This is a genomic window from Pseudobdellovibrio sp. HCB154 (assembly GCF_046267985.1).
Taxonomy (GTDB): Bacteria; Bdellovibrionota; Bdellovibrionia; order Bdellovibrionales; family Bdellovibrionaceae; genus Pseudobdellovibrio.
The window spans coordinates 53,203-72,183 of the sequence record NZ_CP176530.1; the positions used below are offsets into that span (position 1 = coordinate 53,203).

At 40.2% G+C, this 18,981-nt stretch carries 25 protein-coding genes and 3 tRNA genes; 13 read left to right on the plus strand and 15 right to left on the minus strand.

Annotation, left to right across the window (positions count from 1 at the left end):
* The first annotated feature begins 54 nt into the window (after nt 1-54).
* The 3 genes from ACKWCF_RS00265 to ACKWCF_RS00275 all read left to right on the plus strand — a co-directional run bounded on the left by ACKWCF_RS00265 (nt 55) and on the right by ACKWCF_RS00275 (nt 1,261).
* A complete protein-coding gene (locus tag ACKWCF_RS00265; protein WP_409478688.1) occupies nt 55-387 on the plus strand; it encodes a hypothetical protein in 333 nt (110 codons plus the stop codon).
* A 329-nt stretch (nt 388-716) separates the two neighbouring features.
* Nucleotides 717-968, plus strand: coding sequence for a recombinase family protein (locus ACKWCF_RS00270; RefSeq protein ID WP_409480272.1), 252 nt, complete (start codon nt 717-719; stop codon nt 966-968).
* Nucleotides 965-1,261 (plus strand): hypothetical protein, encoded by a 297-nt coding sequence (locus ACKWCF_RS00275; protein ID WP_409478689.1) that lies wholly within the window; start codon nt 965-967, stop codon nt 1,259-1,261. Before ACKWCF_RS00270 ends, ACKWCF_RS00275 begins: the two co-directional genes overlap by 4 nt.
* A 41-nt stretch (nt 1,262-1,302) precedes the next feature.
* On the opposite strand, the gene ACKWCF_RS00280 is transcribed toward ACKWCF_RS00275, so the two are convergent.
* Nucleotides 1,303-2,448, minus strand: a complete 1,146-nt coding sequence (locus ACKWCF_RS00280) for a DUF5623 domain-containing protein (RefSeq protein ID WP_409478690.1) — start codon at nt 2,446-2,448, stop codon at nt 1,303-1,305.
* A gap of 341 nt (nt 2,449-2,789) precedes the next feature.
* Between ACKWCF_RS00280 and ACKWCF_RS00285 the strand changes: the two genes are divergently transcribed.
* From ACKWCF_RS00285 to ACKWCF_RS00305, 5 genes are read left to right on the plus strand one after another with little or no spacing between them, the layout of a single operon-like run.
* Nucleotides 2,790-3,437, plus strand: a complete 648-nt coding sequence (locus ACKWCF_RS00285; protein ID WP_409478691.1) for a hypothetical protein — start codon at nt 2,790-2,792, stop codon at nt 3,435-3,437.
* A 12-nt stretch (nt 3,438-3,449) separates the two neighbouring features.
* Nucleotides 3,450-4,532 carry an ImmA/IrrE family metallo-endopeptidase gene (locus ACKWCF_RS00290; protein ID WP_409478692.1) on the plus strand — a complete coding sequence of 361 codons (1,083 nt, stop codon included), beginning with the start codon at nt 3,450-3,452 and terminating at the stop codon, nt 4,530-4,532.
* Nucleotides 4,533-5,114 (plus strand): hypothetical protein, encoded by a 582-nt coding sequence (locus tag ACKWCF_RS00295; protein ID WP_409478693.1) that lies wholly within the window; start codon nt 4,533-4,535, stop codon nt 5,112-5,114.
* A 13-nt stretch (nt 5,115-5,127) separates the two neighbouring features.
* Complete coding sequence (locus ACKWCF_RS00300; protein ID WP_409478694.1) at nt 5,128-6,039, plus strand: hypothetical protein; 912 nt, start codon at nt 5,128-5,130, stop codon at nt 6,037-6,039.
* Nucleotides 6,040-6,050: 11 nt separating this feature from the next.
* Nucleotides 6,051-7,118 carry a DUF4917 family protein gene (locus tag ACKWCF_RS00305; RefSeq protein ID WP_409478695.1) on the plus strand — a complete coding sequence of 356 codons (1,068 nt, stop codon included), beginning with the start codon at nt 6,051-6,053 and terminating at the stop codon, nt 7,116-7,118.
* 138 nt (nt 7,119-7,256) lie between these two features.
* Here ACKWCF_RS00305 and ACKWCF_RS00310 read toward each other — a convergent pair.
* Both ACKWCF_RS00310 and ACKWCF_RS00315 read right to left on the minus strand, forming a co-directional pair.
* Nucleotides 7,257-7,332 (minus strand) — tRNA-Asn (locus ACKWCF_RS00310).
* Between the two features lie 24 nt (nt 7,333-7,356).
* On the minus strand, nt 7,357-7,791 hold the full coding sequence (locus ACKWCF_RS00315; protein WP_409478696.1) for a hypothetical protein: 435 nt from the start codon (nt 7,789-7,791) through the stop codon (nt 7,357-7,359).
* Between the two features lie 114 nt (nt 7,792-7,905).
* Between ACKWCF_RS00315 and ACKWCF_RS00320 the strand changes: the two genes are divergently transcribed.
* Nucleotides 7,906-8,550, plus strand: a complete 645-nt coding sequence (locus ACKWCF_RS00320) for a hypothetical protein (protein WP_409478697.1) — start codon at nt 7,906-7,908, stop codon at nt 8,548-8,550.
* A gap of 35 nt (nt 8,551-8,585) precedes the next feature.
* Here ACKWCF_RS00320 and ACKWCF_RS00325 read toward each other — a convergent pair.
* A tRNA-Arg gene (locus ACKWCF_RS00325) sits at nt 8,586-8,662 on the minus strand.
* A gap of 153 nt (nt 8,663-8,815) precedes the next feature.
* On the opposite strand from ACKWCF_RS00325, the gene ACKWCF_RS00330 reads away from it, so the two are divergent.
* A tRNA-Ser gene (locus tag ACKWCF_RS00330) sits at nt 8,816-8,908 on the plus strand.
* Between the two features lie 46 nt (nt 8,909-8,954).
* Nucleotides 8,955-9,530, plus strand: a complete 576-nt coding sequence (locus ACKWCF_RS00335) for a chloramphenicol phosphotransferase CPT family protein (RefSeq protein WP_409478698.1) — start codon at nt 8,955-8,957, stop codon at nt 9,528-9,530.
* Nucleotides 9,531-9,562: 32 nt separating this feature from the next.
* Here the strand turns inward: ACKWCF_RS00335 and ACKWCF_RS00340 are convergent, their stop codons facing one another.
* Together ACKWCF_RS00340 and ACKWCF_RS00345 are read right to left on the minus strand one after the other, a co-directional pair.
* Nucleotides 9,563-10,327: an ADP-ribosyltransferase domain-containing protein gene (locus tag ACKWCF_RS00340; RefSeq protein WP_409478699.1), complete on the minus strand. Its 765-nt coding sequence runs from the start codon at nt 10,325-10,327 to the stop codon at nt 9,563-9,565.
* Nucleotides 10,328-10,489: 162 nt separating this feature from the next.
* Nucleotides 10,490-10,957, minus strand: a complete 468-nt coding sequence (locus ACKWCF_RS00345) for a nuclear transport factor 2 family protein (RefSeq protein ID WP_409478700.1) — start codon at nt 10,955-10,957, stop codon at nt 10,490-10,492.
* A 298-nt stretch (nt 10,958-11,255) separates the two neighbouring features.
* Between ACKWCF_RS00345 and ACKWCF_RS00350 the strand changes: the two genes are divergently transcribed.
* Nucleotides 11,256-12,407 (plus strand): hypothetical protein, encoded by a 1,152-nt coding sequence (locus ACKWCF_RS00350; protein ID WP_409478701.1) that lies wholly within the window; start codon nt 11,256-11,258, stop codon nt 12,405-12,407.
* Nucleotides 12,408-12,476: 69 nt separating this feature from the next.
* Here ACKWCF_RS00350 and ACKWCF_RS00355 read toward each other — a convergent pair whose 3' ends face one another.
* Nucleotides 12,477-12,986: a hypothetical protein gene (locus ACKWCF_RS00355; protein ID WP_409478702.1), complete on the minus strand. Its 510-nt coding sequence runs from the start codon at nt 12,984-12,986 to the stop codon at nt 12,477-12,479.
* 80 nt (nt 12,987-13,066) lie between these two features.
* Nucleotides 13,067-13,357 (minus strand): helix-turn-helix domain-containing protein, encoded by a 291-nt coding sequence (locus ACKWCF_RS00360; protein WP_409478703.1) that lies wholly within the window; start codon nt 13,355-13,357, stop codon nt 13,067-13,069.
* Between the two features lie 88 nt (nt 13,358-13,445).
* On the opposite strand from ACKWCF_RS00360, the gene ACKWCF_RS00365 reads away from it, so the two are divergent.
* Nucleotides 13,446-14,321 carry a LysR family transcriptional regulator gene (locus ACKWCF_RS00365; RefSeq protein ID WP_409478704.1) on the plus strand — a complete coding sequence of 292 codons (876 nt, stop codon included), beginning with the start codon at nt 13,446-13,448 and terminating at the stop codon, nt 14,319-14,321.
* 13 nt (nt 14,322-14,334) lie between these two features.
* Here ACKWCF_RS00365 and ACKWCF_RS00370 read toward each other — a convergent pair whose 3' ends face one another.
* The 7 genes from ACKWCF_RS00370 to ACKWCF_RS00400 all read right to left on the minus strand — a co-directional run bounded on the left by ACKWCF_RS00370 (nt 14,335) and on the right by ACKWCF_RS00400 (nt 18,931).
* Nucleotides 14,335-14,496 (minus strand): hypothetical protein, encoded by a 162-nt coding sequence (locus ACKWCF_RS00370; protein WP_409478705.1) that lies wholly within the window; start codon nt 14,494-14,496, stop codon nt 14,335-14,337.
* Between the two features lie 52 nt (nt 14,497-14,548).
* Complete coding sequence (locus ACKWCF_RS00375; RefSeq protein WP_409478706.1) at nt 14,549-15,265, minus strand: hypothetical protein; 717 nt, start codon at nt 15,263-15,265, stop codon at nt 14,549-14,551.
* A gap of 15 nt (nt 15,266-15,280) precedes the next feature.
* The gene (locus ACKWCF_RS00380; RefSeq protein WP_409478707.1) at nt 15,281-16,216 is read right to left on the minus strand and encodes a hypothetical protein; all 936 of its coding nucleotides are present in this window, start codon (nt 16,214-16,216) and stop codon (nt 15,281-15,283) included.
* Nucleotides 16,217-16,316: 100 nt separating this feature from the next.
* Nucleotides 16,317-16,709: a DoxX family membrane protein gene (locus ACKWCF_RS00385; protein ID WP_409478708.1), complete on the minus strand. Its 393-nt coding sequence runs from the start codon at nt 16,707-16,709 to the stop codon at nt 16,317-16,319.
* A 72-nt stretch (nt 16,710-16,781) separates the two neighbouring features.
* Nucleotides 16,782-17,147, minus strand: a complete 366-nt coding sequence (locus tag ACKWCF_RS00390; RefSeq protein WP_409478709.1) for a hypothetical protein — start codon at nt 17,145-17,147, stop codon at nt 16,782-16,784.
* Nucleotides 17,148-17,306: 159 nt separating this feature from the next.
* Nucleotides 17,307-18,077, minus strand: a complete 771-nt coding sequence (locus ACKWCF_RS00395; RefSeq protein ID WP_409478710.1) for a hypothetical protein — start codon at nt 18,075-18,077, stop codon at nt 17,307-17,309.
* Between the two features lie 2 nt (nt 18,078-18,079).
* Nucleotides 18,080-18,931, minus strand: a complete 852-nt coding sequence (locus tag ACKWCF_RS00400) for an endonuclease/exonuclease/phosphatase family protein (protein WP_409478711.1) — start codon at nt 18,929-18,931, stop codon at nt 18,080-18,082.
* Nucleotides 18,932-18,981 lie beyond the last annotated feature (50 nt).

Consider the following 18,981-nt stretch of genomic DNA (forward strand, 5'->3'; position numbering starts at 1 on the left):
GGCATCTTGCTTTGATCCTCCTTTGTTTTGAAATATCAAACTTGAGGAGGATCAATGAAAACACAAATAAAAAAACCGATGGTTGGCTTACTTTTTTCAGTACTGGTGATGATGGGTATGGGATCAAAGCCAGCCTCGGGTACAGCGACAACTGGAGATACAGATTTAAAAACCTCTTCAGAAAGTTTTGCTGCGGATAAAGATAAAAAACCAACAACACCAAATACTTCTGCAGAAGGTGTGTCTGAAAGAAGAGGGCAAAATGATCCATCAGACAAACACAGTTGGATAGGTTCACGCGCCCGCGGAAAAGCGTTACAAACAGATAAGTTCCCTCGCCCACCACAAGCCGCTTCAGGCACAGCCCAGCCAAAAACGCGTTACTAAAAAAGCAAAAAAAAACCCTCGGATTTCTCCAAGGGTTATATGTTCGAACCTAAATAAAATGGCTCACCAGCCTTCGCCCATTACCTTGGTAGCTTCCGCCAAGGATTTCTCAATGATTTCAACGGTTCAGGTCACTCCCCTGTATGAAAACGAAGAGTTCCTCCGTAACCGATACCTATTAAAACAGGCTCTAAACTCGTCAGATTGCTGCTGAAATTAGTTCCGCCAGATCGACGGTTAAAGAAGCTATTCGTCGATTTAAAATCCCCACTCGTCCAGAAGATGAAGCTCGAAAGTTAAGCAAAGGTCAGTTGGCTTACGGCGAACGGTTGATTTACGGGAAGATTGTCCCACACAAAACCGAGTTAAAGGTTATTCAAAAAATTCTAAAGCTTCACAGTTCTGGTGCTACTTATAGTGCGGTTGCCGATTGGCTGAATGATCGAAATGTACCGACAAAGAATGGGGCTGAAGGCTGGCAAAGGCCTACGGTGTTTAAAATTATAAAAAAGAACGATTTTCGCAAAATCCAAAACTGTAAATCGGTAAATACAATACAGAAAGAAAGAGGTATCTTATGAAAAAAGATCTTTATTGTAATGGTCGTTTTCTTTGTGAGGTTTATGCTACGGTTAGCGTTGAGTCTTACCAAGAATATACAGTGTCAGGACCCGGTATCAGTAGAAGTGGTGCTCAAGCCGAAAGGATTCCAGGTAAAATAATACCGGGAGTGATGGCGTTTGACTGTCCGAAAGAGCATTTGGGTGTGATTGAAGCGAATGGTTGCAGGTTAGAACTTCGCAATGAAAACACGATCACAGTAATTGGGCTGTTGAGCGTGTCTAGTCAGACTGTGGTAGTAAGTTATAGTTAGCGTACTTAAAACGGGCCCTACTTTAAAGGGCCCATTTGCAATTAAGGCGTTGGGAACTTAACGCTAGGTTTTTTAGGCTCAATACCAGTTCTTACCATTTCGTAGTAATCAGTTAAAGCCGCAGGAATCTTTTCGAAAACTCCCCAGTTTTGTAAAATACCCTGACATTTTGCAAGGGTCTTTTTATTGATCCACGGAGGGTTTGAGTCGTTAAAGAAGTACTCATTTTCTTTGTAAGTAACCCAAGTATTTGTCTCAAGTGCTGTAACAGTCCCATTCGTTAACTTTACCCAAATAGGTTTGTAGTCACGATTATATAAAACCTGAGAACCGTCTTCACAAGTCCACAAACCGTAAGGAAGTACGCGACGCATAGGTTGCTCAGCCGAGCGTGGTTGCTGGCGATAGACTTTGATTTCATGACGAGCGCACATGCCATGTCCGCTGTCTGAATAAAATTTTACGGTTTGATTCATCAGATTTTCTTCAAGAACAACAGCGTCAAACCCAAACGGCTTTACATGAATAACGGTGCCGCGCTTCAGTTCTTTAGTTACTTGGGGAACACCCGCCCACTTATATAATCCTAAAGCGGCTTGATCCAGCTTCACTAAAATTGTTTCGCGAGGTACGCAATCATGGTAAAATTTCAGTAAAATGTTTTTTACTGATTCAAGCTTTTCAACAAGAAGATTGGCATCAGCATCAGTAATACTTTTTTTAAGCTGAATATCTGCTTTGTGGGGATAATACATGTCACGAAAATCTTCGTCAGACATGTCTTGTTTTGTCTTATATTCATTTTGAACCCAGTCATCCAACTCAGAACAAACCGAACCAACAAGTTTATGAACGCTTTTGCGTAAATGCGTGAACGCAAGAACTTCACCCAGCAAGGTGCCGACTTGTTTATGAGCTTCAATCGGCATTTTGGCATTTGGTCTTACGCACTTACCTAACAAATAGAATGTAATAGTAAGTGGGTCAGGCAGTTTGTTAACAACAGCAGTAATCGTTGGTTTGGTAGACTCGACATTAACTCTTAGAAAATGCTTCCAGTTTGAAGCACCAGCTTCAATAGCAGCTAAATCTAAAGCTTCGTGATGAGAAATGTTTTTTTCTTTTTTAATTTTTTTGGCATTGCGCTTTACATAAGCGACCGAATGGCCATCATTTGATGACGACATCTTAAACCTCGTTCTCTTCTGTGGACCATTGTCACTTGCCCGCCAACTCCAACCGAAGATCATTAGGTTAAAGAGTTCAATCATTAGTAACTTGAGACATTGCTGTAATCAGCTTCGCTACTGGCAAGCGGCTGGTTTATGCCTAAAAACCGAATATCATCATATTCTACGCCTCTTGATTCGGTCAATTTCAAACAGCTAGACTTCTTGGGGGCCTTTGGCCCAAATCGCAGTATTTTATTCACTTAGTCATGAAAAATTAAATCAACAGGTGTTGACAGTTCGGTTTTTTCGACCTCAAATGAGATTGAATAAAGCGAAGTCTATATATAGGAGGCTTAGTGAATACAGTTTTAATCACGAAACCAATTGAAGTTAACAGTCGTCTGCATGAGTTGGGGGTTAGTGAAGAAATACTCCGCTCTGCGGTTGAGGCCGGCGAAAGAGCAAGATTGGGATGTACGGCAAATCATCCGCGCATGACGCCGGGATTTGTAGGTTGGTCAGATACAGTAAAGTTACTGCGCGATCGTTTAATTCCTGAAAAGTGGACAAAACACGATACCGGTGGACTTCCAACAGTGGTTCATCCTAAAGGAATGATTTCGATTGCGGTTACTACTGGCGACGAAGGAACTGGGATTGAAACTAGAGAACTAAGATCTAAATATTCAAAGGGATCAGCAACTGCTGCATTAGTTGAAGTAAATCATACACAACTTGGTTTTGACGAAGAAATTCTTGGTCCAAGATTGTTTAAAAAACCAAGCGGAACAATTTTAACATGGTACTTAGTTATTCGTCGTTTGGCGGATGAAATTAGATTTGAACTTTCGCTTCCATCTGGACTTAGTGAAAATGGTCAAGTTGCAGAGTGGAAGGAACGCATACTTTTTGCACCAATTACTCTTGATGATGATGCGGTGAAGATTGATAATACAATTGAGGAAGTTGACGATATTGTTGTCGAAGTTACTCGAAAGTTTTAACATAAGAGAGAAATGTTTAATTCAACAAGACTGGTTTTGGCCAGAAAAAGACGCGGGCTTTCAAAGAAGCACTTATCTGAAGCTATTGGAATAAGTGATCGTATTTTATTGTCGTATGAAAAAGGTGATGCAAAACCTTCAGAAGAAACTCTTAAGCTTCTTGTAAAAGAATTGAACTTCCCAGAAGGATTCTTTTTCGGTGTAGATATTCCTGAAGTCGCACCTCAGAGTGCAAGTTTTAGAGCACTTACAACACTGCCCGCTTTTAAAAGAGATTCTGCGCTTGCTGCGGGAGAACTAGCTACTTTAATCAACGAGTGGATGACAGCGCGATTTAATTTACCGCAAGCATCTTTACCAGATCTTCGTGGTCACGATCCTGAATCTGCTGCAGAGGCTTTACGCGCCGAGTGGGGTCTTGGACAGGGTCCAATAAAAAACATGATTCATTTACTCGAATCTCGCGGTGTTCGAGTTTTCTCACTCCCTTCTCGTGATGCTGAAGTTGATGCGTTTTGTTTTTGGAGAAGCAATGTTCCGTTTGTTTTGCTAAATGTAACTAAATCTGCTGAGCGTAGTCGATTTGATGCGGCCCATGAGCTGGCCCATTTAGTTTTACACCAACATGGTAAGCCACAAGGACGTGATGCAGAGTTAGAAGCAGATCGATTTGCTTCAGCATTCCTGATGCCGAAAGCTAGTGTTGTCGCCTTAGGGAATCGATTCATTACCCTTGAACAAATGATAAAAATAAAAAGAAACTGGAATGTTTCGGTTGCAGCTCTTAACCACAGGCTTCATTCGACAGGAATGTTGTCAGAATGGTTATATAGAAAATTCTGTATTGAAATTTCAGAGCGTGGTTATCGCAAAGCAGAGCCTAATGGAATCACTCAAGAAATTCCGCAAATCTTCCCTAAGATTTTTTCTGCTTTAAAAGATGCGGGCATAAATCGAAATGATCTTTCTCGCGACCTTAACATACACACTGATGAGTTAAGTTCTCTGATGTTTGGTTTGCTAATGACGGCTATTCCTGGTGGACGCGCAAGTGGCTCAACAAAAACTCCAGCCGCGAATTTGCGACTGGTTTAAATGGGTCAGGCAAAGCATCGAAAAAAAGAATTAGAAAAATTTGTTTTATCTTTATCGAAAGAGGAACAGATTGTTTTCGATCTATCTAAAAAAACATATGAACGAGTTATTTGTGAACATAACCTTAAAGGGGCCTGCTATCACATGACTTATTTTCTTAAGATGATCCTTCGTAAAAAATATGGAATTGAAACAACTGCCGTTATTGGATTTGTTAACGATGGTACGGATGATATTCTATATTCGCATGGTTGGCTTGAATATGAAGATAAAAAGATAGACCTCGCTGTTGCCAAGCCAAACTTTGGTGATATTTTTGGCCCTGTGCTAATTCTTGATTATAAATTCCAAGAACACGGTTCAAGTGAGTACAGTTATTATCGTGAAATGAATGCTGCTGGCGAACTGGCAATTCAACGTTTGATTGAAGACGATCCAAGAGCGAAAACTCTTGCTGAGTACAAACAGCAAGAGCACAACTTTATGGTAGAGATCAGCAAGTCTGAAGAGCAAATTATGAGTTATTTAAATAATATTCCCAATGGATACACATATAGTAAACTTGTGAATCTCTTGTCGTAATTATGGAGATTGAATGGGTCGATTGTCACACACCACTCAGAATGAACAACTCTTAGAGAGCATTTTGTTAACAGAGTTCGAGTATAGTAGTGGCAAAAATATCCAACCAAAGAGATGTCGCGGAACTTCCTTTGTGATGTCTGCCATGGCTCCTGGTAAAAATGTTCCAAGCGGTCAATCTTTTCTAGTTACTAATAGGCATAACGTTGATTATTACGCTTTTGGGGGTGATAACCCAGATGATCTTAGACTCACTAAAATTATTGTCCATTTGAGATGGAGAAATGGTGATGAGCCAATTGTATGTAGGGTTGAAATTGAACCGGATGCCTTAATATGGATTGATCCTAATCCATATAATGATATTGCTTTGATAGAATTTAAATATAAAAAGATCGACAACCCAGCAGGTCCTGTCTATATGCGCGGTAACTTTTGGGAGAATCGAGTTAGTGGTGATACTTCAATTGATAGACTACCTCTAGGTGGCCGGCTCTTCTTTATCGGATTCCCAGGTCATATGTGGGACCATCGAAATTCTCTACCGATATTAAGAGAAGCCGTTGTATCAAGCGATGCCCATTTTGATTACTCTGCAAAAAATCAACCGAACGCGCGAAGAGTTTTAGTTTCTGGGATGTCTTTTTCTGGGTCTAGTGGGAGCCCTGTTTTTTATCAAGGTCTTGAAGGGCTTTTGATTTTTATTGGCGTTATGACGGGTCACTTTGCAATTCAGACGACCAAAGGAGTTCTTACCTGGCATTTGGAAGCAGAGGAGCTAGATAGTGGAGCTCCAAATAATCATGGGTCACATGCGGGACTATCATATTTTATTAAATCTTCTGTGATTTTAGACATCAGAGAGAACCGCAACACCTTAACTTGGGGTGGCGAATGGGATCATTTAAATAATAAGTGGAAGTAGAAAGGTTTTATATGCCAGAACAATTTGGAAATTTTTCTGTTTATAATTATGATGACGTCAAGCCAGTGAGGTTTTCGGTCAGGCCGAATCATTTGCTAGTCGGCAACGGATTCAGCTCTTCATTATGTCAAAATATATTTTCGTATTCTGCCTTAAAAAATAATTTAAACTCTAGTAGCTTCTCTATCGGTTCTAAAATAAATAATATATTTTCACACATAGGATCTAATGATTTTGAAGAGGCAATAAAAAGACTTCTCGCTGCGGAACCTATATCAGAAGAATACGGATTAACCTCAGGCGCGATGAGTTCTGATAGCGAAATTTTAAAACAAGAACTAATTGCCGCCATTGGAGCAAGCCATCCAGCGCATCCTTGGGATGGAATAACAGACACTAACTACGAGAAGTGCGGTGATTTTCTGCGGAGATTTAAATCGGTTTTTACACTTAATTACGATCTTCTTCTTTATTGGACAATCAATAGGGCAAAACTACTTTCTAAATTTCAAGATGGATTCTCTCGCGTACCGCCGAAAACAGGACCACTGGTCTGGAGTGGAGAGGGCCAAAACCTTTTTCACCTGCATGGTGGTCTTCATTTGTATAAAATTTTGTGGAATTCAGAAAATACGATGGATCTAGAGGATATATCCGAATACGACTACATTAAGATTGAGAACACTCGCAAAAATGATTATCTGGTTGATCAAATTCAAGAAAAGTTAAATAAGAAATTTTATCCAGTTACAATTGCCGAAGGCGATTCTCATACCAAGAAGAAGAAAATCTTAAATGAAAAAATTCTCCGTCATGCGTATTATCACTTTAAAAGCTTGGAAGGAACTTTATATACTTTTGGGGTAGGCTTGGATAAAAATCAAGATGATCACTTAATTGAGGCAATTGAATTATCAAGCTTAAGTAAAGTTTGTCTAGGTGTTTATAAGCCAGATCACGCAACTTTAAACGCAATTAACGCAAAATTTGAACAAGTAAATTATCAGAGAAACCAGAATAGCCTACCGACTATTACAGTTCAGTTTTATGATACATCTACTTTTTCAATTTGGCAGTAGGTTGCAGTTGTGGAGATATTAAATCTTCATACCACTTTAATCGGACCGTAGTTGAGTTTTATAAATAAAAAACCCTCGGATTTCTCCAAGGGTTATATGTTCAAAATAAAATGTTTAAGCCACTTACTAAAAAATAAATGGCTCAGATGGCAGGACTCGAACCTGCGACCAAGCGATTAACAGTCGCTTGCTCTACCAACTGAGCTACATCTGAACAGTGCTCACCAAACTAACTAATTCAGTGGGCTTCGTCAAGAAGCTCTCGACTCAATTTTTTCGATTTAAAGGGTAGACCCGCAGCTCTAAAAACCTGAAGCCCCTTATCCCACTCTAATTTGACGATTGTTGCTTGAGAATCCATCGCCATGGCCAGATCGCGCCAGTTCGCGTTGTTCATTTCTGCCTCTGATAAAGGCTCTAGATCAACTTTGCAGAACTTTTTGCGAAGAGCATAGTCAGTCCACTTTTTATATTTAGCTTTAAACTCAGCATCTTGCCATTTCACTGTGCCTTTTGTCTCTGAACACCATTGAAATGAAGCTACTTGCTTGGTGATCTCAGCCATATCCGGTTGATGAGAAGAAGAATTCTTACTTAAATAACCTTTAAAAAGAAAAATGCTTACAAGACCGACAACTAAGATGCTGATTTTAAAAATGAGTTTTTTATCCACCCTTTAAGTCTAGGTAAAAAGCGAGCATTTAGGAAGCTTAAGTTTTTCTGAGCTTTGGTCGCATTGTGTGTGCCACGAATGTCATGCAAGATTGTGTTTAGTTGGAGGTGTTGCATGCTAAAGGTGCAAATTATGATCTGCTTGACCCTGTTTATGGGGGTGATGTTACCGCTATCGGCGAAAGCCGTTCGTTTTGGTGGTGAGGTTTATTTTTCTCCGCAATTTGGGGGAACAGATTTTAATGCCACGGATGGTTCGGTTGATCATAAAAAATCTTGGAACTTCTTCTACAATATGGGGTTCAGCCTTGGTCTTAAGGGCGCTTTGCGTACCGATATTTTTTCGATCGGCATCAGCACTGATCTTGGTTGGAAAGAAGAAGCTATCGAGCACCGTTCAGCCGCCGGAGTTTCAGAGTATGATTATCAAATGATTCGCGGTTATGCCGGCGGTTATTTTACATTCGGAAAAGTCGTTTATTTCTATGCGGGTTACGACCCGATCGTTTACGGCAAGATGACTTACACAGACAACGAACATGTAAATCCATTTCGCAGAGGCGATGTCTTAAAAGGGTATGCGTACTCTGGTGGTATTGGAGTTGAGTTTCCGGGATCAGTTGGATTTTTAAGATTTTTAGGGCGTACAACAATCTACAATGATGTTGAATTCAACGGTGTTCAGCGTGAACTCCCCGATTCGGCCTATTCGAAAATTAATACCGGCGAATTGGTGGTCCAATTCGGTTCACAGTTCTAAGATTTTAATATTCTGATTGTTAATTAGGCAAAAAATGGTGCGGACGGGAGGATTCGAACCTCCGACCACTTGATTCGTAGTCAAGTACTCTATCCAGCTGAGCTACGACCGCACTGTCGTAATATAAGCAAATTTAATTGTGAAATACGGTTCTACCGATTTATTAGTCCAAAATCAAGTGTAAGTATCGGTCATTCCTTGATTTGGTAAAAACGCTATGGCATTTTCATATTCTATATTATTTCAGCATTAAAAACTTGCGCGCGGAGTGGTGGGTGAGTGGCTGAAACCAAGTCTTTGCTAAAGACTCGTACTTGCAAAACAGGTACCGTGGGTTCAAATCCCACCCACTCCGCCATTTCTTGTTTGATCTGTCTCCGACACACCTTTTTCTAAAGGCCTTCATGGAACAACCTCAACTTATCCTTCTTAACGGAACAACTAGCGCGGGCAAAAGTAGCATCATTCAATGCCTTCATCAAAAACTGCAAAGTCCGTATTTAGCCATGGGGTTAGATAAGTTTCTTTACATGCTTCCCGATCAATATATGAAACAACCTTTATGGAAAGACGTGTGGGATCACACCAGCGCGGGTGAATTAGGAAATCGTTTAATGAGTGGCATGCACTATTCAATGCTTTCAATGATCAATCGTGGAAATTTAATTTTAGCCGATCATGTGCTCATTGAAAAAAATTGGGTTTCTGAATTGGCTGATCTTTTTCATAATCAGCACGCATATTTTATCGGTATTCACTGCCCGTTAGAAATTCTTGAACAGCGAGAGCTTGGTCGTAAAGACAGAACTCTTGGATCTGCGAAAGCACAATATTCAATAGTTCATCAGTGGACGCATTATGATTTAACAATTGATTCTTCTCTATCTACACCAGAGCAGTCGGCAGATAAAATTCTTGAATTTTTAGCGAGCGGTAAAGCTCCGGTGGGTTTTATAAAAACACGCGAACAATTACGCTAACTCGATGGGCACAAAACTAAAAATTTCTAAAATTAAATCTCCTCTAACACAATTACGGTTTGTAGATATTCGTTGTCAGCCGCTAAAGGTTTTTTCTCGACACTGATCACTTTAAAAGAGGCACCTTTATCAAATAAAACTTCTTGTTCGTAGCTGTGGTAAGAAAGTGTTGAGATATCTTTTCCCGTTTTTGAGGTAATCAGCATTAAAGTTGGATTTTTTGTGTAGTTTGAATTTAAATCTTTCGTTGTCGACGTAAAGGCATCAAAGGTTACTGTTGCTCCATGTACATAGGCTGCTAACACTTCAGGAGAAAGTTCTTTTAATCCGCGCGCCACAGGTCCTGTATAAGGGTCAAGTTTAGATAAGGCCGTTGAGAGGAGATCAACCATCGGTTTGATTTGATTTTTATGAGCTTCAGTGCCCTTTCTTAAAATCGTGTTGAAAAGACCGAAATACTGAACTGTATACATGAACACCATCATGTTCTCGTCTTGTGTAAGCTTTGAACTGCAATCAATTGTTGAGCCTTTTTTTAGAAGAAATGAATACGGCTCAAATTCAAAAGCAATTTCATCGATAGTTGTATCTTCTTCTTCAAGGGCTTTTAGGTATTCGGCATCTGTTAAATCAAGATGGTCATATCTGACCAGATCAATTTCCGGATCTGTTTTTAAAAAGTTGTTAATAGCCGAATCAGCCTTAGCATCGAAATGACAGGTTTCTGCAAAACTCGGTGTTGCAAAGCTAAGGGCAAGCAGCATGGTGGCAATAGCAGTTACTAACGACTTCTTCATATATATTTTTCCTCTTATTAATTGGATAGGGAAACTACCCGCCTCTAAGGGAGAAAAATAGATGTTATGATTTTAGACGGTAAAAGGTTCCGATGCTCTCTGAAACCGGAGCGTTGTCAGAGGAAAAAAGACATTTTTCGTCAGTTTTTTTGGTCTTTTTACTTACTTCGTATCGCAATCCCAATGTTCAGTGATTTTTCCATTTTCAACTCTGAACATATCAAACCATGTCGTTGAATACGCTGTGCCCGAGGCGTCTTTAAGCTCATTTACAAAAGATAGGGTTACGATATCACCTTCAGCTTGAATCGCTACAAGGCCTTTAACAGTTTCAGGAATTGGGCGTGGGCCACCTAGTTTAGAGAAGAAATCGATGAAGCCTTTAAGGCCCGTTTCAACATTCGGATTATGTTGAATGTACCCATCAGTTAAAAACTCGCTCGTACGTTCAAGGCGACGGCCTGAAAGAATAATACGGGTAAAGTCATAGACTAACTGTTTATTCGCCTGAAGCTTGCGGTCCTGACTTACTAAAAGCTTTTGTTGGTCCTGCGCAGGTAAGACCGGAAGACCTGCTAAAGCGGTTTGTTGAACTAAAAATAAAGTGATAGCAAAAAAGAGTGATTTCATAAAAGGATTCCTTTCACGAGTAAATCTAGCGCTCCTGCAATTAGAAAAATAATTACTAAAAGTATGTTTGTTATTAGCAAAATTCATATAAACAAATCATAGCTAATTTTTTCTTCTCACAACTCTTCGTTTGTTTTGAATTCCTGCATTAGGCCTATCGTCTAATTATTCTAAACAAGATTCGCAATTTTATGGAATTGCGCTTTTGCAAAATACAACAATGAAAACGCAACAAACATCTCAGATTTTAAGCATCATCGACCGATAACAAAAACACTAAGACAACGGAGGTCTTACCATGAGGCTATTGATTGCCATTTTCGCTCTATTTTCTGTAAATCTCGCTTTAGCTCAAACTGCTCCCGTACGTGGACTTCGTTTTGATCCAGGCTACGTTTATGATGACCCACAATTAGCGGGTAAATCGATTCAGCAAATCGCTGCAACGGCTGCTCAGAACGTTAAAAATGCGGGCTTTAATACAATCTTTTTATTCGCTTATTCACCTTATTACGGCGCTTTTTACAATACGACTTACAACATGACGAATGTTGAAGGTTCAATGGGTAAAGGTAATTTTACGACAGCTCTAATTAATGAAGCGCACGCGCGCGGAATTAAAGTTATCGCGGATTTACCGATGAATAACTTTTTTAAAGTGTGGCAGGCAAAACCTACCTGGCGTATGAAAAAGAAAAATGGCTATGATTATCGCCCGTATAGCGATTTGTATCTGCTATCGATTTTTCATCCCGAGTTTAGAGCTTGGTACACAGGATTTATTAATGACTTCTTAGCAAAACATCCAAATATTGATGGTATCGAAGCGTTTGAGCCACAATTAGATTTTAACTGGAACAATGCGGCCGATTACAATCCTGAAGCTAATAAAAAGTTCTACGCAAAATACCCGACTGGAACTTTAGGTTCTGCAAACTGGGAATCTGTACAAACAGCTGAGGTTGTTTCGCACTTAGGAAATTTCTTCGGACTTGCAAAAGCTAAAGGTAAAGAAGCCCACGTTGTACAAACATGGACAGCCCAATCAAATGGAACATTGTTGTCGGCAGCAAGCTTAGCTAAAGCCATTGCCTTTAACTTCTTAGGTTTTAATGCATTACCGTTAAATCAACGTCCAACGTATATTCAAGGTGAATTTATGTGGGCTCAATGGGCTTCTGAATACGGTGGAACAGTGTTTAACCCTGATTGGATTAAATCAGCTGCAACATCGTTCTTATCGCAAATGAACACTTTAGCCCAGCCTGCGATCGTACATACAGAGCTTTCAGAATTTAGCGGAAGCTACGGAACTGTTAGACCAACAAGCACACAGTTCTTACAAGAGTTAAAAACATTACGTTCAATGAATGTGAATTTTGATGTGTATGATTACGCTCAGGTGAGTGAAATGAACTTGTGGTCAGGAATTGCCCAAGCTCTTAAATAAGACTAAAATAAAAATAGACGTAAAAACTAAAAAGCCGGGTTCATCACCCGGCTTTTTTATTTTTAAAAATTAGTCGAACATTACTTTTTCAGCTTTCTCACTCGTCGTAACTGAAGTTTTTAATTTCACATCACAGAAATCAGCACCGCAAGCTTGTCTTTCTTTTTTCTCGTCAGAAAACATTTTAGTAGCATTAATTGTCGTAGTTACTTTGTACATGCCATCATCACGGTATTCAGTAGTTACTACTTCGTATACGCCAGCCGCTTTTCTTGAAGCCGCAAGGAACTGAATAGCTTGATCACTGATTTTAAAATCAACGGCGATGTTTCCCATCTCAGCTAAACTTGCGTAACCTAAGTAAATTGAATAGCGCGGAGACACATCGGTACTCATGCCATGATCAGTTACAATAATAGATAATTTTTTATGAGAAGAACCTGGATCGTTTTTATCTACTAAACGAATAACTTGATCGATATCTGAAGGCGCGACTTTTAATTCTTCGGATTGAATTGTTCCAGCATGTGCAAAAGTCGTTGATAAAATAACTAGAGCCGATAGTAACATGTGTTTCATATAGTCTTCCTCTTTTTGGTTGGGGTTATGTGGTTCACATCATGCCCCAGTTTAATTTTTTTAGGCAAAAAACTCGCGAATTACCCATCAATCAGTGATTGCAGGTGTTTTCGCAAATCTTGGCAAAGACGCTCAATTTCATTTACTTTGTGAAGTACATCCAATGACTTAGGATTTTCACCTGTCAAAAGCTCATACAAAGTAACATTCAACGCTTGAGAAATTTTTGCATAAGGTTCGCCTTGAATCTGTCTGCCATTTTCCCATTCACGGTATGTTGACACAGGTACCGCTGCCGCTGCGGCAACTTCAGCTATTGATAAACCCGCATTAAGTCTAAATTGCTTCATTCGATGACCGATATGATTCATACATTCCCCGCCTTGCAGTCTTTTTACAAAATTCCAATTTATAATTAAAGAGATAGAATTTTATATTTAATATCATTATACTGATGTAATGAATTCACCTCCTTATGCCCTAATCGCGTCCTTTCTGGCTTTTACTGAAGCTCAGAACATGCAAAGAGCATCTGCTCTACTAAAAATTTCACAGCCGGCCCTGACAAGCCATCTAAAGAGTTTTGAACAGTATTTTCCACAGGCCATATTTGTGTTTGAAGGGCGCAGAAAAGTGCTTACTCCGTTTGGAGAAAAAGTCAGACAGCTCTTTAAAAATCGCTTTGATTATTTGGCTGATGACTTAAATTTACTAAATGAACAAGAACAAGATGCAAAAAACATCTGGTATAAAATAGCTGGCCGCGGAGAAATTCTTAATCTGCTTGTTCCTGCGGTAAACTGCCCAGGTACGGTTGAATTTATTCCTGTGAACACAGAAAACGTACCGCAGGGATTGCGTGAGCGTAAATTTGATATCGGTATTTCGTTTGATTTATCTCAGGTTGGTGATTTACATGCGAAGAAATTTTTCATTTACGATTACAGTATTGTGATCCCGGGACGCTGGAAAATTAAAGCCAACAAACTCTCACAAGACGTTATAGAAAAATTAGTTGAGCTTCCTTACGTTTCGCATAGACCGCAGTCGGAAAACTACAAAGCGTTACTTGATAAATATCAGATTAAGAAAAAACCTTATTACAAAAAAGTCTTTCCAGAGTGGAATATGCTTTCGCAATTAGCAAATGCTGGCGAAGGCTGGTCGATTGTTCCAAGTTATTATACGCGCGAGTTAAAAAACGCCGATGTAATTCAAATCCCGACGAGTCTTATTCCTGAGGTGCAGTTTTATATGCTTTACCGTAAAGAATCTCTGACTCGTCCGGGTTTTAAAACTATTTTAGAACAAATGCGAAAAGCCGCAGAGATCTAAAATTATTTTTATATTACGGAGCCCAGGTGCGATACCAAAGGGCACCGTCGGTTCCGCGTACGAAAACCATTATTCGTGATCTGTTTGCGAAAGTTGTTGCACCAGGGCCGGAAGTCGCAATACCCCCGAGATCATTCCACTGTCCCCAAGCACCACTGATCCATCGTTTATGCATAAGATTACCGCCGAACCCTCTTGCAAATAAATCTAACGAACTTGAATTTCGACTAACTACGTCCGGCGCTGAGCCCACCGCCCCGCCTCGGTATTACTCCATAGTGATACGCTACTCCAAATCTTATATTGTGATGGACTAAACGCCCGAGCGAATTTTGCACAATGACATCAAGTCTGTTTTGAGATCGAAATATGGCGGTGGGATCGCTGATCACATCCCCGACCACAGGACTCCAACGTTCATTACAAGCAAACCCGCGAATACATCTTGAGTAATACACTTTGTTGTCGCTTCCTCTTGCGAACAGATGGGGTCTTTCACTTGAATTAGCACGAGGAGAAGATAGACCAGATTCAACAGCTAATAATGGAACCGGAATTCCAGATATCGAAAAGCTATTCCATCCAGTAAACCCTGAAGTTGCTGTAAGCCTGTTATGATAAACACGGCGATAATTAACAATAGCAAAGACTTCGAAAATATCTCTACCACCGCTACGTCGGCAGGCGACTGAAGGCGAGCCAGTAAAGGTTAAGCTGCCTGGGATTCTTTTCCAATCCTCCCACGCAGTCGGACCAAAAACTTTTTTGCGATACCAAATGGCATTGTCAGTTCCTTTCACGACAACGTAAGAAACATTCCGTGATGAACAAGCTGCGGGGTCGCCAATTATGCTGCCACCTAATGTATTCCACGGCGACCAATTTGCAAAAGCTGGAGCCGAGAACAATGTTATTAAAATGAATAAACTTAAAATTTTATTCATACAATCCTCCTTTAATTACGGAGCCCAAGCGCGATACCATAAAGCACCATCAGTTCCGCGAACGAAAACCATGATCCGCGCATTACCTCCACTGCTGGCGTAGATTGTAGCCCCTGGTCCCGAAGTCAGAATACCGCCAAGATCGACCCAGTTACCCCAAACACCGTTGATCCATGTTTTTTGTAAAAGAGTTCTATTTGGTCCGCGGGCAAAAAGTTCTAGATTACCTTGATAACGGCTCACGATATCAGGCGCGGATGAGACCGGCCCTCCAGCAAGAAGTACGAACGGGTTCCAAATTAAGCCGCCTTGGATGGCATGATATAAATATCCATTCGTCGCTTGCACGACTAAATCTAATCTTGAAGGTGACTGATACGCTACGGCGGGATCAGACATCACACGACCACTAATTAATCGCCAAGTTGAGTAACAAGATCCTTGTGGGCAGATCGACCAATAAATTCCGTTGGTCGCGCGTCCAAAAAGTTGTGGCATAAGATCGTAATCTGGAAGCGAAGGTGTTGAAAGCCCTGAACCAATTGTGAAACTTCCAGTTGCGGTTCCATAAAGTGGCTGTCTTGTCCAGGGTGTGAAATTGTTTAGTCCACCGTAGTACGAAATATAAAGTTGGCCATCATAGCCAACACCATAAGCCGCAAAATAACCTTCGCCGCGATAAACACGACAGGCAATGGACGGTGAACCACTGAATTGGCGCGTGCCGGGAATACGTTTCCACGCATCCCAAATGCCGGTGCTTAAAGTTCTTTTGCGATACCACATTGCATAGTCAGTTCCTTTAGCGATGACATAGGTTTGTCCCGCTCCGGTACAAGCTGCGGGGTCACCAATGATTCCACCGCCCAGCGACACCCACGGTGTCCAGGCAGCAAAAGTTGGAGCTGCGAATAATGTTATTGATATTAAAAAAGAAAAAAGACGAAACATATAAACCTCCTGTTGTAGATCTAATGGCGTAATGCCGTAGAACTTTTTGGAGCAATTCAAATGCCTCGTCTTTTATTAAAACGATTTGTTGTGAAGAAAATTATTTTTTGTGAAATAAAGGCTTAATTTTTGAAGCGTAGGGCTCAGCAAAAAATGATAAATAAACCATTAATAAGCCGATAATTACTGCTAGCGGCAAACCACTTGGCTGTAAAAACGCATGCACTAAGAAAATGTTAAGCACAACTGGTGCTAGTACCACTAGAGCTAGTGGAACAAAAAAACCAGTGAGCAACATTAAGCCACAAACGATCTCTGTCATCTTTAAAAACGGGAAAAAGTATTTGCTCGCCATTAAACCTGTCATAAATGTTACAAGGTCTGCGGGCAGATCTGGTGGTGGCGGAATAAGATTAAATAATCCTGCAACGCCTGATAAGAACATCACTAAGCCTAATAAAATACGCGCGATTAATGGTAGTTTTGCTTTCATGGTAGAAATCTCCTCTACCATTAATCGTGACGGCAGTTCGCTAGGTTGGCAACTGCCTATAAATAAAAACTATTAAAGGCCGCAGATGTCATCTGGAGTAGATCCACCAGAGCAAGTACCAACTTTCACAACTTCCATATAACCAGCATCAATTAAATCTGTAAATTCAGTGATGATGGTTGCTCTTCTGATGCATCCATAGTGGTTTTCAAATGAAACCGCTAAACCACGAGCTGTGATAAGGCCGTTAGCATGTGCAAGTTTTTTAAAAACGCGAGGTGCGCTTAAAGAACCACCCGATACTGTAACTGCCTTATCTGTAATTTCGACTTGGGCTTTAGTTCCCATACGCGTTTCGCCGATACATACGATTTTTTCTGCAAAAGCTGTTGATGCTAAAGTTGATGTTAAAAGAATAACTGACATTAAATTTTTCATAAGATCTCCTGTTTAAGTTGCGATCTTTTTATGCTGGGTAAAAAAATAAATAAAATTAATTAAACTATGTTTGTGATTACTCAAAATAATCATTCACTGAGGCTAACGTAAAAAGACATTAACCGGGACTAGAGCAGAGTTTAGCAATAAAGAAGCTATTTAATTTGAATGAGAAGCTGGTTTTAGCGGTGAAGAATTTACTTTTTTCACCTGAGGCCCAGCAATTTGTTCAGCCACACTGTCGGCCCAATGATTGGCTAAGTTTCCACCGTAATGAAGTTTATCAGAACGATTTGGCAAGATAGGCTTGCCTTGATAAGTAATTTTTCGACTGTCAATAAAAGTACAACGATCACTAACGGTATCTCGTAAGTTGTCAATAAACGCTTTGATCTTAGCTTGGCCGCATCTCTGACCGATTGGCCCTGTGCTCGGTTGTTCAGTTGGCCCTACCCAAACACATTTTGAATTTGGACGAATTTGTGCAAGTAATTCTTTGGCGGCCGCCATTTGATCTTCTTTGTCTTTAATAAGACAGCCACCATGAACATCATTTGTTCCAAGCGCTACAACTACCATTGTCGGAGCAGAGCCTTGAAACAGCTGTGAAGGTGTTGGAAAATTCGTTGCCGGAGCTTTACCGCTTACTAAACCATCGCCATCGCAGTAATAGCCGATTTTTAATTTTCTTAAAGAAGAATTATCTTTTTTATTCCAGTGTTGGGCGGCGGCACCAATGACACCGTAACGTTTTATGTTTTCAGTGCCGTAGATTTTTGAAAGATTTTCTGAAAGGCGTTTTCCGAAATCACCTACTGTGTGTGAATCACCTAAGTAAATCACACGATCAGCGGCTGATGAATTCTGACAAGCCAACGTGTGGCTTGCAGATAATAAAATTAAACTAAGAATAACGCCTGTTAGTTTCACGATTATAAATCAGTTAATTCAACTTGCAGATCAATGGCTGGATGATCTGATCCTTTATCAACCCAGTCATGTACTAAACGCGCGCGTTTAATAGACATACCACGCGTAAAAGCGTCATCTAATTGTTTTTTCTTTAAAGGATTTTCCCACGGCACTTGTTTTAAACCTGCTGTGCCTAAAATACGTTTTGTTAAAGCAACACGTGAAGGATTTTTTGTATTAAAGTCACCTGCAAATACCACGGGGCCGTTGTGGGCTTTAATTTCTGGAAGAATCATATTTAATTGGCGCTCTAAAGCTTCATCACCATCCCAGTTAATGCCGTGAATACTGATCGCTAATAATTTTTTAGCACTTCCTGGAATTGCATAGTACGCAAGAACTGTCGCTTTCGGACTTTTCACAAACGGTTCGATATCTTTTGTACGGTAGTAATGAACATTAGACGGACGGGCCGCTGAACCAAGTACAGTTCCGGCTGCGATATCGTTTTTCATATTAAACGAAGCTGCTAAATGCCACTCCCAACCAGTGATTGCTTTAAAACTATCAGAAACCGGAGAACCTGTTGTCGCTTCTGATAACATGATAAGGTCACGGCCTTTTGCCATAGCTGCAAAAGCTTTTCTGTATTCTGATTTTCTGCCTTTGTAGATATTCCAAGAAAGAATGCTTAGCTTTGTTGAGTTTAGAGTAGGAAGTGAAGCTTGTCCCATAGAGTGCATCACATGATTATCATCTGGAATGTTATCGCATAAAAATGAACATGAACCATAACCAGAGCTATCAACTCGTGATTTCGAGTGAGCTACGAATGAAAAAGTTAATAAAGAAACTAATAATAATTTGTGCATAATTCCACCTAGTTGTTGTGCTAGGTAGCTTATCGTCGAGTTTTGAAAAC